This window comes from Sphingomonas glacialis (genome assembly GCF_006439055.1).
GTDB classification, from domain to species: Bacteria; Pseudomonadota; Alphaproteobacteria; order Sphingomonadales; family Sphingomonadaceae; genus Sphingomonas; species Sphingomonas glacialis_A.
In genome coordinates this window covers 555,548-568,538 of sequence record NZ_RCZC01000002.1, presented here as the reverse complement: position 1 = coordinate 568,538, position 12,991 = coordinate 555,548, and the positions used below count along the sequence as shown (strand labels likewise).

Annotated in this window: 12 protein-coding genes; 5 read left to right on the top strand and 7 right to left on the bottom strand. The window is 67.9% G+C overall.

The genetic code is table 11. The annotated features are described in order from the left end of the window. Positions 1-37 precede the first annotated feature (37 nt). Positions 38-754 carry a ribonuclease T2 family protein gene (locus EAH76_RS06475; RefSeq protein ID WP_140849300.1) on the top strand — a complete coding sequence of 239 codons (717 nt, stop codon included), beginning with the start codon at positions 38-40 and terminating at the stop codon, positions 752-754. A 22-nt stretch (positions 755-776) separates the two neighbouring features. Here the strand turns inward: EAH76_RS06475 and EAH76_RS06470 are convergent, their stop codons facing one another. The 3 genes from EAH76_RS06470 to EAH76_RS23895 form a co-directional block, all read right to left on the bottom strand. After that, positions 777-1,190, bottom strand: a complete 414-nt coding sequence (locus EAH76_RS06470) for a DUF4112 domain-containing protein (protein ID WP_140850394.1) — start codon at positions 1,188-1,190, stop codon at positions 777-779. A 24-nt stretch (positions 1,191-1,214) separates the two neighbouring features. Further along, complete coding sequence (locus EAH76_RS06465; RefSeq protein WP_140849298.1) at positions 1,215-2,693, bottom strand: ABC transporter substrate-binding protein; 1,479 nt, start codon at positions 2,691-2,693, stop codon at positions 1,215-1,217. A gap of 75 nt (positions 2,694-2,768) precedes the next feature. Next, positions 2,769-2,942, bottom strand: a complete 174-nt coding sequence (locus EAH76_RS23895; RefSeq protein ID WP_161988983.1) for a hypothetical protein — start codon at positions 2,940-2,942, stop codon at positions 2,769-2,771. Between the two features lie 240 nt (positions 2,943-3,182). Between EAH76_RS23895 and EAH76_RS06460 the strand changes: the two genes are divergently transcribed. Then, a complete protein-coding gene (locus tag EAH76_RS06460; protein ID WP_140849296.1) occupies positions 3,183-3,962 on the top strand; it encodes an SDR family NAD(P)-dependent oxidoreductase in 780 nt (259 codons plus the stop codon). 16 nt (positions 3,963-3,978) lie between these two features. Here EAH76_RS06460 and EAH76_RS06455 read toward each other — a convergent pair whose 3' ends face one another. Further along, positions 3,979-5,361, bottom strand: coding sequence for an ATP-binding protein (locus EAH76_RS06455; RefSeq protein WP_140849294.1), 1,383 nt, complete (start codon positions 5,359-5,361; stop codon positions 3,979-3,981). Continuing rightward, positions 5,345-6,073, bottom strand: a complete 729-nt coding sequence (locus EAH76_RS06450; protein ID WP_140849292.1) for a response regulator transcription factor — start codon at positions 6,071-6,073, stop codon at positions 5,345-5,347. Before EAH76_RS06450 ends, EAH76_RS06455 begins: the two co-directional genes overlap by 17 nt. A 200-nt stretch (positions 6,074-6,273) precedes the next feature. Here EAH76_RS06450 and EAH76_RS06445 point away from each other — a divergent pair, with 200 nt between their 5' ends. The 3 genes from EAH76_RS06445 to EAH76_RS06435 are packed head-to-tail and all read left to right on the top strand — an operon-like array spanning position 6,274 to position 12,044. After that, positions 6,274-7,407 carry an efflux RND transporter periplasmic adaptor subunit gene (locus EAH76_RS06445; protein ID WP_140849290.1) on the top strand — a complete coding sequence of 378 codons (1,134 nt, stop codon included), beginning with the start codon at positions 6,274-6,276 and terminating at the stop codon, positions 7,405-7,407. Between the two features lie 3 nt (positions 7,408-7,410). Then, positions 7,411-10,569 (top strand): efflux RND transporter permease subunit, encoded by a 3,159-nt coding sequence (locus EAH76_RS06440; protein WP_140849288.1) that lies wholly within the window; start codon positions 7,411-7,413, stop codon positions 10,567-10,569. Next, complete coding sequence (locus EAH76_RS06435; RefSeq protein ID WP_140849286.1) at positions 10,569-12,044, top strand: efflux transporter outer membrane subunit; 1,476 nt, start codon at positions 10,569-10,571, stop codon at positions 12,042-12,044. Before EAH76_RS06440 ends, EAH76_RS06435 begins: the two co-directional genes overlap by 1 nt. On the opposite strand, the gene EAH76_RS06430 is transcribed toward EAH76_RS06435, so the two are convergent. Both EAH76_RS06430 and EAH76_RS06425 read right to left on the bottom strand, forming a co-directional pair. Further along, a complete protein-coding gene (locus EAH76_RS06430; protein WP_140849284.1) occupies positions 11,978-12,724 on the bottom strand; it encodes a tyrosine-protein phosphatase in 747 nt (248 codons plus the stop codon). The two genes, EAH76_RS06435 and EAH76_RS06430, sit on opposite strands and share 67 nt — an antisense overlap. Continuing rightward, positions 12,724-12,966 (bottom strand): hypothetical protein, encoded by a 243-nt coding sequence (locus EAH76_RS06425; RefSeq protein WP_140849282.1) that lies wholly within the window; start codon positions 12,964-12,966, stop codon positions 12,724-12,726. Before EAH76_RS06425 ends, EAH76_RS06430 begins: the two co-directional genes overlap by 1 nt. Between the last annotated feature and the right edge of the window lie 25 nt (positions 12,967-12,991).

The window sequence follows — 12,991 nt, the reverse complement described above, 5'->3', positions numbered from 1 at the left end:
GCGAGTTCCGTCACGAATATGGTTGGGGGAATGTCGGATGAAACTTCTGTCGAAGGCGATCGTGGTCGCATCGCTCGCGCTGCCGGGTGTCGTTAATGCTCAGGCGTTGCAATGCAGCGTGCCCGCGAGCCTGCCGAGCCCGCATCCCGATGTCGCCTCGGCGAGCCAGCCGCAGCGGGTGCGGCCGATCACGGGCTATACGCTCGCGCTGACCTGGGCGCCCGAATATTGCCATAGCAAGGCCAATGATCCCGCGAAGAGCTTCGAATGCGGCGGCGGCAATCGCTTCGGCTTCACGCTCCACGGGCTGTGGCCCGATGGCGTCGGGCAGGAGTGGCCGCAATATTGCACCGCGACGCCGATCCTGCCGCCCGAGCTGATCAAGCGCCATGTCTGCGCGACGCCGTCGCCGCAATTTCTCCAGCACGAATGGTCGAAGCATGGCACGTGCATGGGGATCACCCCCGACGCCTATTTCGCGCGTTCGAACGGGCTGTACGGCAAGCTGCGCTATCCCGACATGGACCGCCTGTCGCGCCGCCCGCTGACCGCGGGGCAGCTCGCCGCCGCGTTCGCCACGGCCAATCCGGGCGTACCGGCCAGCGCTGTACGGGTAACCGCGAACAAGAAGGGCTGGCTCGACGAGCTGTGGCTGTGTCTCGACACGCGCTTTGCCTATACGCGCTGCGTCGCCGGATCGGGCGGGCTGGCGGATGCCGACAGCGTCAAGGTATGGCGGGGCCGGCGCTACTGAGCGTCGGCGCCCCGCGCCATCATCAGTTGCCGTCGATCACCGCGGTCGCGGGATGGTGCTTGTCGAGATGGCGCTTGATGATCTTCAAGTTCCGCGTGTTCGAGCGGAACAGCAGATCGGGGATCGCACCGATGAACGGCACCGCGCCGAGCACGAAATCGATCCCGACATTGCCGAACATCCGCGCCATCTGCAGTTTCGACATGCCGAGGTTGCGCGCCTCCCACACCATCCACGCGCCCATCGCCGCACCGACGACGTCGCCGCCGATCGGGATGAGGTCAAGGATCACGTCGAGCCCGACCTTGCGGTTGATGCCGGGAATGGTGAACAGGCCCTCAAGCAGGTGCTCCATCGCCTCGATCCGCTTGCGCACCGCAACGGGATCCTTGCTCGCATACCGTGCGGCAAAGTCGCCGAGCGGCGGGGGAGTCATGCGGGTCGTGTTGGCCATGTCACCTCAATTGGAATCGTTGCGCAGGTGACTCAACGGGTGCCACGCGCGCGAGTTCCCCGTCCATGCCTTTAGCCCGACGCTGACCAGCGACCAGCGGAGTGGCCGCGCGAGCGGGATGAAGGCGACGTCGCTCGCCAGCGCGGCATCGGCGGCGGCGATCTGTTGTGCGCGCAGGCGCGGTGAGTCCGCCTCGCGTGCGGCCTCGATCGCGTTGGTCGCGGCTTCGCTGCACGGCTGACAGGCGGTGGCGACGTACCAGCGGCCGCTGTCGTAGGGCGCGACCGCGTCGATCAGGCGCAAGTCGGCGGCGGCATCGAGTGCGACGCGTTCGGGCTGGATGCCGAGCGACAGCAGGGCCGCGCCGACATAGCCGAACAGCACCGTCCCGCCCGGTCCGCTCGGCACTGCGATCCGCAGCCGCAGGTCGCCGGGATTGGCGGCGCGCCATTGGTCGATCCGTGCGCGCGACGTCGGCTCGCCCTCGGCGGGCGGTTGCGACCAGGCTGGCACCGCGGGGGGCGCGGCCGAATCGAGCTGTTCGGGGAGGAGCTGCGTATCGGCTGGCCAATCGGCCGAGATCGCCGCGACGAAGCCCGCGCGGTCGATCGTCCGCGCGATCGCGGCGCGGTTGCCGGGATCGGCCAGCACGCCGTCGCGGCTCACCACCGCGAGCCCGAACACCCCGGCGGCGGGATCGAACCGGCGGTTGGCGGGCGCGATCTGCGTCGTCATGACGAGCGGCCAGTCATCGAAGCTGCCCCCGGTGACGAGCGCCGCCTCGCCGCGTTCGAACCGCACGATCGCGCGCGCGGCGCGCTCGCCGATCAGCTTGACGGTCGAAGCGGGCGACGGTTCGGCGACCTCGTCGTCGAGCGCACGCGACGGATCGAAGGCGGGACGCAGCGTGACGCTGCGGCGGCGCTGCGCGATGACGCGAAACGGCCCGCTGCCACTCGGCGGCTGGACGCGGAAGAGCGCGAGTTCGGGCTGCGCGAACAGCTTGAGCAGATCGGGGCGCGGGCGCTTGAGCCGGATCTCGATCACCTCCGGCGTCATCTCGACGATCTCGTCGATCGCGGTGAGGAACGGGCGCAGGCTGTTGCGCGATTGCGGCGCGAGCTGGCGGCGGAGCAGCTTGACGACCTCGGACGCGGTCACCGGCTGGCCGTCGGCCCATTCGCTCTCGCGCAGGCGGAAGATGTAGCTGGTGCCGTTGTCGATCACGCTCCAGCGTTCGGCGATTCCCGGCTCGACCTGGCCGGTCGCGTCGAAGCGGACGAGCCCTTGCGCGGTCGCATCGAGCATCACGCGCGCGGGCGTATCGAGCGCATCGCGGGCCGGATCGGCGAGCGCGGGCGCCCCGCCGATCGCGCTGACCACGACCGGGCCAGTATCGGCGCGCGGCGAGCAGGCGGCGAGCACGAGCAGCGCGGCAAGTCCGAACGGCTTAGTGATCGGCGCGAGCGGGGGCAGGGCGGGCATCATCGCTCCGTCTTGCCACGCGGCCGGGGGGAGCGCCACCGGGTCATCGTGCCGGTGCGGTGTGCGATCGTAGCTTTAGTCGAACGGACGTTCGTCCGGTTCGTGATGCGCGTGCGATAACTGGACTTCCCCGACAAGCAGCATTCCGTCGCTCACGGTAAAACCGCTTTTCTCGTCGACCAGATCGCCGTGGAAAGTCCCAAGAAAAGTCTGAAACCGCTCTATCGCTGCATTCACATCGTCTGGCATAGTCGTCTCCGGGGCTAACGCACGCTGAACACCGGCATTTTAACCGAGACGGTGGGTGAAGTCGAGCGATCCACAGTGGGGCAGAACCCGTTTCAGTGCGAGGTTTTGCCCTGGCCTGGAGCGTTACGGTGGTCATGCGACGATCGCCCCTTCAAGATCTCACTGCCCGACACCATTTCGCTGAACCGTATCTCCCACGCTTGGCGGCGCCCCGCCCATATTCGATCAAAGGACCATCCGATGCGCATCGACCTCACCGGCAAGACCGCTCTCGTCACGGGCTCGACCGAAGGCATCGGCTTCGGCATCGCGCAAGGGCTGGCGAGCGCGGGCGCGACGGTGATCGTCAACGGTCGCACGCAGGCGAAGGTCGATGCCGCGGTCGCGCGTCTCGGCGGCAGCGCGCGCGGGGTGGCGGCCGATCTCGGGAGTGTGGCGGGGCATGACGAACTCCTCGCCGCGGTGCCGCAGGCGGACATCGTTGTCAGCAATCTCGGCATCTTCCAGCCGTCGGATTTCTTCGAGACCGATGACGCGACGTGGGACCGGCACTGGCAGGTTAACGTGATGGCCGGCGTCCGGCTCGCGCGCGCCTATCTGCCGGGGATGGAAGCGAGCGGCTGGGGCCGCTTCCTGTTCCTGGCGTCCGAATCGGCGTTCAACATCCCGGTCGAGATGATCCATTACGGGGTCAGCAAGACCGCCGACGTTGCGCTCGCGCGCGGTCTCGCCAAGCGGATGGCGGGAACCGGGGTGACGGTGAATTCGGTGCTGCCGGGCCCAACCTTGTCCGAAGGCGTCGAGGCGATGCTCGAGGCGGAACGCGCCAAGACCGGCAAATCGATCGAGGATGTCGCCGCAGCGTTCGTGCAGGAACATCGGGCAAGCTCGATCATCCAGCGCGCGGCGACGGTCGAGGAGGTCGCGAACATGGTGGTCTATCTCGCCTCGCCGCTGGCATCGGCGACGACCGGGGCCGCCTTGCGGGTCGATGGCGGCGTCATCGATACGCTGATGTGAGCGGCTGACGCGTCGGCTACCCGGCAAGCACCACCGCGGCGAGCAGGCCGCCGGCGGGATGGTTCGACAGAAACACCTCGGCGCCGAAGGTCTTCGCCTGCGCGCGCGCGATCGTCAGGCCGAGGCCGGTCCCGCCGGTCGAGCGCGAGCGGCTGGCGTCGCCGCGCTCGAACGGCGCGAACATCGCCTCGATCCGGCTTTCGGGGATGCCGCTGCCGAAGTCGCGGATCGCGATCGTCACCTTGCCGGGCGTCTTGAAGCATTCGATCTGCGCGCTGCCCCCATGCTTCACCGCATTCTCGACCAAATTGACGATGGTCCGCGTCAGCGCATTGGGCTTTACGCGCGCGACCGCGCCGCAGCCGCCGACGAAGGTGACGTCGGACCCGAATTCGCTGGCGTCCTCGGCGATACTCGACAGCAGCGAATCGATGTCGACGCTCGACAGCGGTTCGCGGCTCTCGCTGCTGCGGGCGAGCTCGAGCCCTTCGCGGACCAATGTCTGCGTCGCGACGAGATCGGCGGTGAGGCGTTCGCGCAAAGCGTCGTCGCTGACCTGCTCGAGCCGCAGGCGGAGGCGCGTGAGCGGCGTCTGGAGGTCGTGGCTGATCGCGGCGAGCAATTGCGTGCGGTCGCGCACGCCGTCGCGCACGCGCTGCTGCATCACGTTGAACGAGCGGAGCGCGGCTTGAACCTCGGTCGGTCCGCGCTCGGCAACGGGCTCGGGCTCGCTGGCGATCGAGACCGCGCGCGCCGCCTCGGCAAGCCGGCGCAGCGGCGCCGCGGCGAGCCGCGCGACGATCATCGCGAGCAACGCGCTCGCACCGAACACGATCGAGAGATAGGCCGGGTCGAGCGTCGAACTGCGCGGCAGGATCAACGCCGGCAGCAGGATTGCGAGCGAATGCGAGACGCCGGCGCGATCGACGAAGCGGATCACCCAGCAATCGGGCTCGGGCAGGTCGGCGATGCCGGCGGCGAGGCGCCCGATATCGGTGGATCGGCGCGGCAGGCACGTCTGGCTCGGCACCTGCCCGGCCTCGGGCCGCGCCGCTGCGCCCAGGCGTTGCCGCAGGATGCCCGACAGCTCGGGGTTGGGGCTGACCGCGATCGTGGCGGGCGCGGGGATCGCGCCGAAGATGCGCCGCTCGGCGAGCAATTTGCCGAAGACCTCGGGCGAATCCTGCAGGCGTTTGACGACATCGACCGTGCTGAGCGCGACGCGCTCGAGCCGGACATGCTTGAAATCGCGCTGGCGGGCCTGTTCGGCGACGAAGAGCGATCCGATCGAGGCGGCCGACATGCCGATCGCGAGGATCAGGAAGATCCGCCCGGCCATCGACCCGACGAACGCGCGCGCGCGGACAAGCGCGGTCGGGCGGTCAGGCGTAGGTGACATCGCTCGCCAGCACATAGCCTTCGTTGCGCACCGTCAGGATCAGCGCGTCGCCGCCGGGAACGCTCGCCATCTTCTGGCGCAGGCGGCTGATCTGCAGGTCGATCGAGCGGTCGAACGTCACCGTCGCGGCGCGTTCGGGGAGCAGTTCCTCGCGCGTCAGCACGATGTTGGGCGCCTCGGTGAAGCGGCTGAGCAGGCGGAATTCGGCCGAGGACAGCATCACCAGCCGGTCGTCGGGCGCGACGAGGCGGCGCTGCACCAGATCGAGCCGCCAGCCGCCGAAGGTCGCGGTGCGCGCGTTGCGCGATTTCGCGCCGTCTTCGTCGCGCGTTCGGCGCAGTAGGTTGCGCACGCGCGCGACGAGCTCGCGCGGTTCGAACGGCTTGGTCAGATAGTCGTCGGCGCCGAGCTCGAGCCCGAGCACGCGGTCGATCGCGCTGTCGCGCGCGGTGACCATGATGATGCCGACCGTGATGCCCTGCGCGCGCAGTTCGCGGCACAGATTGAGGCCATCGCCATCGGGCAGGTTGAGATCGAGCACGATCAGGTCTGCGGGCCGGTCGGCGAGCGCCGGGCGGATATCGGCGACGGTGCCGACGCCGACCACGTCATGCCCGTCACGCACGAGCTGCGCGATGATCAGCTCGCGGATATCCTCGTCATCATCGACGACGAGCACACGGCTTGGAGCGGGGTCGAGGCTTGGGACCATGCGCGTCGATAGCATCGCACATTCGCCAAGTCCTGCAGATCCGGGTGCGTGATACACGTCGATACACGCCGTTGCGCGGCGCTACGGGGCAATACCGATCCACAAGGCACGACACCAACTTTGGCTTTTTGCGCCTACATTGGAAGCGCAAGGGCACAGTGCGCAGATTGCCAGATCGGTCGACTGCCCCGGAGATTACAATGCCTCGTTCGATGCCAGCCCGGTCGGCTGTCCTGATTGCCGTGCCGCTGCTGTTCGCGCTCGGCGCATGCGGCAAGAAGTCCGGCCCGCCCGCCTTCCCGACGCCCGAGGTCGGCTTCGTGACCTTGAGCACGGGCTCGGTGACGCTCTCGACCGAGCTGCCGGGGCGGACGTCCGCCTTCATGTCGTCCGAGGTGCGGCCGCAGATTTCCGGGCTGATCAAGGCACGGCTGTTCACCGAGGGCTCGCTGGTCAAGGCGGGGCAGCCGCTCTACCAGATCGACCCGTCGCTCTATAGCGCGACCGTCCAGCAGGCGACCGCGTCGCTCGCCAGCGCGCAGGCGAATGCGGTGACGGCGACCGCGAAGGCGGCGCGCTATGGCCGGCTGACCGACATCGAGGCGGTGAGCCAGCAGGACAAGGACGACGTCATCGCCGCGGCGGGGCAGGCCCGCGCCTCGGTCGCGCAGGCACAGGCGACGCTGCGCACCGCACGGATCAACCTCGCCTTCACGCGGATCACCGCGCCGATCACCGGGCGGATCGGGCGCTCGGCCTATACCCAGGGCGCACTCGTCACGGCGAGCCAGACCGATGCGCTGGCGACGATCCAGCGGCTCGACCCGATCTTCGTCGACATCACCCAATCCTCGGCGAAGATCATCGCCTTGCGCCAGGCGCTCGCCTCGGGCGGCGCGCTGCCCGCGAGCGCGACGATTCGGCTGAAGCTCGAGAACGGCACCGACTATCCGCAGGTCGGGCGCATCGAGTTCGCCGAGGCTACCGTCGATCAGAACACCGGCAGCGTGACGATTCGCGCGCGCTTCCCCAATCCCAACAATCTGCTGCTCCCCGGCATGTTCGTGCGGATCGTCTCGCCCGAGGCGATCGTGCCCAATGCGATCCTTGCGCCGCAGGACGGGATCAGCCGCGATCCGACCGGCGCCGCGACCGCGCTGGTGGTCGGCGCGGACAATAAGGTGGTGCAGAAGACCGTTACCGCCGACCGCGCGATCGGCAACAAATGGCTGATCACGGCCGGTCTCAAGGCGGGCGACAAGCTGATCGTCGAGGGCGTCGACAAGGCCAAGCCGGGCGCGCTGGTCAAGCCCGTCGCCGTCAAGGCGAACTGAGCGATGAGCAATTTCTTCATCAACCGCCCGATCTTCGCCTGGGTGCTGGCGATCGGGATCATGCTGGCGGGCATCGCCTCGGCGATGTCGCTGGCGATCGCGCAATATCCCGATGTCGCGCCGCCCTCGGTTTCGGTCAGCGCGACCTATCCTGGCGCATCGGCGGCGACGGTCGAGACGAGCGTCACGCAGATCCTCGAGCAACAGCTGACCGGCATCGACGGGCTGTTGTATTTCTCCTCGAGTTCGAGCTCGGCGGGGAGCGCGTCGATCACGGTGACCTTCGAAAAGGGCACCAATCCCGACACCGCGCAGGTGCAGGTCCAGAACAAGGTCCAGCAGGCATTGTCGCGGCTGCCCAACCAGGTGCAGCAGCAGGGCGTGACCGTCACCAAGTCGAACAGCGACTTCCTGATGATCGTCGCGATCTATGACAAGACCGACCGCGCCAACCAGACCGCGATCGCCGATTATCTCGTCAACACCTATCAGGACCCGCTCGCGCGCGTGAACGGCGTCGGGCAGAGTCAGGTGTTCGGGTCGCAATATGCGATGCGCATCTGGCTCGATCCCTACAAGCTCGCCGCGGTCAAATTGATGCCGTCGGACGTGCAGACCGCGATCAGCGCGCAGAACGTCGAAGTCTCGGCCGGGCAGATCGGGCAGAAGCCTGCGCCGGCCGGCCAGCGGCTCAACGCCACCGTCACTGCCAAGTCGCGGTTCCAGACGCCCGAGCAGTTCCGCAACATCATCGTCAAGGCGCAGACCGACGGGTCGGTCGTGCGGCTGTCCGACGTCGCGCGGATCGAGCTTGGCAACGAAAGCTACGACACGGTTTCGCGCGTCAACGGACATCCCGGCGGCGCGATCGCGATCCAGCTTGCGCCGGGCGCCGATGCGCTTGCGACGGCCACGGCGGTCAAGGCCAAGGTCAAGGAACTCGAGGCCGGCCTGCCGAGCGGCTATGTGATCGATTATCCGCGCGACACGACCGACTTCATCAAGCTGTCGGTCGAGGAAGTCGTCAAGACGCTGTTCGAGGCGATCGTCCTGGTCGTGATCGTGATGTTCGTCTTCCTGCAGAGCTGGCGCGCGACGCTGGTTCCGGCGATCGCGGTGCCGGTGGTGCTGCTCGGTACGTTCGGCGTGCTCGCGCTGTTCGGTTATTCGATCAACACGATGACGTTGTTCGGCATGGTCCTGTCGATCGGCCTGCTCGTCGACGATGCGATCGTCGTCGTGGAGAATGTCGAGCGCATCATGGCCGAAGAGGGGCTGTCGCCGCGCGACGCGACGATCAAGTCGATGGGCGAGATCGGCAGCGCGCTGGTCGGTATCGCGCTGGTGCTGTCCGCGGTGTTGCTGCCGATGGCGTTCTTCGGTGGCTCGACCGGGGTGATCTATCGTCAGTTCTCGATCACGATCGTCTCGGCGATGCTGCTGTCGGTGCTCGTCGCGTTGATCCTGACGCCGGCTCTCTGCGCGACGTTGCTCAAGCCGAGCCATCAGGATCCGCTCGAGCGCAAGGGTCCGTTCGGCAAGTTCAACCGTTGGTTCGATCGCACGACCGGGCGCTATGTCGGCGCGGTTCGCAGTGTCGTCGGGCGCCGTGCCTTGCACTTGGGCGTCTATGCGGTGATCTGCGTCGTGCTTGCCGTGCTGTTCGTGCGGCTGCCGACCGGCTTCCTGCCGACCGAGGATCAGGGGCAGGCGCTGGTGCAGTTCACGCTCCCCGCGGGTGCCACCGCCGAGCGCACCGATGCGGTCGCGCATCAGGTGGAAAACTACTTCCTCACCAACGAGAAGAAGAACGTCGCCAGCCTGCTGAGCATCCAGGGGTTCGGCTTCTCGGGCTCTGGCCAGAATGCCGGTCTCGCCTTCGGCAATCTCGCGCCGTTCAAGGACCGCGGCGACAAGGCCAATTCGGCCGACGCGATTACCGGGCGCGCGACGATGAAGCTCATGGCGATCCGCGATGCGCAGGTCTTCGCGCTGACCCCGCCGGCGATCTCGGGGCTCGGCCAGTCGAACGGCTTCACCTTCGAACTGCTCAATACCGGCGGGCTCAGCCAGGCGCGCTTCCTCGACTTGCGCAATCAGCTGATCGCGGCGGCGGGGAAGGACCCCACGCTGGCGGGCGTCCGCGCGGGTTCGCTCGACGATACGCCGCAGCTCCATGTCGATATCGACGAAGCCAAGCTCGCCGCACTCGGCCTTGCCGAAAGCGACGTGACCGCGACGCTGAGCTCGGCCTGGGGCAGCACCTATATCAACGACTTCGTCGACCGCGGGCGCGTCAAGCGCGTCTATATGCAGGCCGACCAGCAGTTCCGCGCGCTGCCGAGCGATCTCGACAATTGGATGGTACGCGCGGCGTCGACCGGCACGATGACGCCGTTCTCGGCCTTTGCCACGACGAGCTGGACCAAGGGGCCGTCGTCGCTGTCGCGCTTCAACGGGCAGTCGTCGTACGAAATCCAGGGGCAGGCCGCCTCCGGATCGAGCTCGGGCGATGCGCTGAAGGCGATCGTCGCGTTGCAGCAGAAGCTGCCCAAGGGCACCGGCTATGCGTGGAGCGGGCTGTCGTATCAGGAACAGCTGACCAGCGGGCAGGCGCCCAAACTCTATGCGATTTCGGTCCTGGTCGTGTTCCTGTGCCTTGCCGCATTGTACGAAAGCTGGTCGATCCCGATCGCGGTGTTGCTGGTGATCCCGCTCGGGGTGATCGGCGCGGTGGTCGCGGTCACTTTGCGCGGGCTCGACAACAATATCTATTTCCAGGTCGGCTTGCTCACCACGATCGGGCTGGCGGCGAAGAATGCGATCCTGATCGTCGAATTCGCCGAGGATGCACACAAGGCGGGCAAGAACGCGCTCGACGCCGCGCTCGAGGCGGCCAAGGTGCGGTTGCGGCCGATCCTGATGACGAGCCTCGCCTTCATCGCCGGCGTCGTTCCGCTCGCCATCGCGACGGGGGCGGGGGCGCAGAGCCGGATCGCGATCGGCACCGCGGTGATCGGCGGGATGCTGACCGCCACCGCCATCGCGATCTTCTACGTGCCGATGTTCTTCGTCCTGGTCGGGCGCCTGTTCGGCATGGACAAGACCGATCCGGACCACCGTGACGACGCGCCGGCCTTGCCCGCGCCGGAGACCAAGTGATGCGCCAGCCGTTCCTTATCGTCGCCACCGCGACGCTGCTGTCGGGATGCAATCTCGCGCCGGTCTATGTCCGGCCGGCGCCGCCGGTCGCGCCGAGCTTTCCGACCGGGCCTGCCTATGGGCCCGCGGCATCGGGCACGCAGACGCCGCTGGCGTGGCGCGATGTCTTCACCGATCCGAGCCTGCGGACGATCATCGACCGTGCGCTCACCAACAATCGCGATCTGCGCGCCGCGGTCGCCAATATCGCCTCGGCGCGCGCGCAATATCGCGTGCAGCGTGCGTCGCAGCTGCCGACGATCTCGGCGAGCGGTGGCCCGTCGCTGTCACGCGGCGGCAATACGACCGGGGGGATCGACAGCTATTCGGCCGATGTCGGGGTGAGCGGGTTCGAGATCGATCTGTTCGGTCGGCTGAAGAATCTCAGCAAGGCGGCGTTCGAGACGTATCTCGGCACCGAGGCGGGCGCGCGTAACACGCGGCTCGCGCTGATCGCCGAGACCGCCACGGCCTATGCGACGCTCGCCGCCGATCAGGATCTGCTCGCGGTCGCGCAGGACACCGTCGCCAGCACCGCGCGCTCGCTCCGGCTGACGCGCTCGCTCAACGATGCCGGGTTGACCGGCAAGGTCGATGTCCGCTCGATCGAGACGACCAACGCGCAATCGCGCTCCGACGTCGAGAATGCCACGACGCAGGTCGCGCAGGACCGCAACACGCTCGAACTGCTGGTCGGTGCGCCAGTCGAGGCGGCGCTGCTGCCGGGCAAGCTCGACACGCTGGAGGCTGGGATCGCCAAGGTGCCGGTCGGCGTGTCGTCGGAGGTGCTGCTGCGGCGCCCCGACGTGATCGAGGCCGAGCATCAGCTGATCGGCGCCAACGCCAATATCGGCGCGGCGCGTGCGGCGTTCTTCCCGACGATCACGCTTACCTCGGCGGTCGGGTTTGCCAGCACTGCGCTGTCATCGCTGTTCACCGGCGGCGCGTTTTCGTGGTCGGGGAGCTCGTCGGCGAGCGTGCCGATCTTCGGCGGCACCAATCGCGGCAATCTTGCCTACAGCGTGGCGCAGCGCGACCTGTACCTCGCGCAATATGAGAAAGCGGTGCAGAGCGCATTCCGCGAAGTCGCCGATGCGCTCGCGCGCGCCGGCACGATCGAGCGGCAGCAGGCGGCGCAAGCCGATCTGCTCCGCGCGTCGAGCCAGGCGAACGTGCTCGCCGAGGCGCGCTATCGCGAGGGGATCGATACGTATCTCTCGGCGCTGGTGACACAGCGGACCTATTACACCGCGCGCCAGACCAAGATCGCGACCGATCTTTCCGCGCTCAGCAACCGCGTCACGCTCTATCAGGTGCTCGGCGGCGACAGTGCGGGCGAGGGCGCGGGCGAGAGCGCGGGTTCGAGCCTCTATCCCGCCAATTTGGACCGCAGCGCGGCGCGTTCCGACGATCCCACGCCCAAGCCTTCGAGATAGGCGTCGGTCGATCCGCTGCGCCGGTTGATCCCGTCGAACGCCGCGGTGAGGTGGTGGCTGGACACCCCCAGAAACGCGGTGATCGCGAAATCGGGCGGGGTCTCCCCCAGCACGCGGCACAGATGCGTCCGCGCGCGGACAAGCGCGTCAGGGTTGGCGAACGCGGTGTTGCTCGCGGCATATTCGGTGAGGATAGGCTCGCGCGGCACTCCCAGCGCGGTCTGGAGGAGCGCGATGGCGAGTCCGGTGCGATCCTTGCCCGCGGCGCAATGCACCAGCATCGCGCCATCGCTTTCGAGCAGGCGCGAAAACATCGCGCCGAACAAGGCGAGGTGCCGCGGCAGGAAGGCGGCGTTGCTGTAATAGTCGAGCAGATAGGCATCGAGGCCGGCGGGGGTGACGTCGCCTTCGCGTAAGAAGGTGACGAGCATCGGTTCGGGCTCGTCGCCCAGATCGGAGGTGAGGATCGTCACTTCCGGGCCAAGCGCCGGGGTCGGCGAGGCCGCGCGCTCGCGCGGACGGCGCAGGTCGAGGATGGTTGTGATGCCGTGCGCCGCGAGCTCGGCGAGATCCTCGGGCGTTGCGTCCGCCAGATGGCCCGAGCGGAAGATCCGCCCCGGCGCGATCCCGGCAAGCTCGCGCGCGCCGACGTCGCGCCAATTGACGATTCCCGTCGGCATCAGACGTCGCCCTTCGCGTGGACAAGATGTTCGCGGCCGTCGGTGCCGATCGCGGGATATCGATCGCCGAGGCGCGGCGCGGTGAGGCTGAGGCCGAAGACGCCGGCGTCGAGTTGGGCGGATCCGATGATCTTGTCCTCCGGCTGCGCGGGGGTGAGCAGCGGCGGCGGGGGTAGCACGGTGTCGGGCGCGATGCGATCGACATGCGTCCCGGCGCGCGCATTGACGGCGCTACCCTTCACGCCCGCGGGGGTGGTGCCCGGCAGC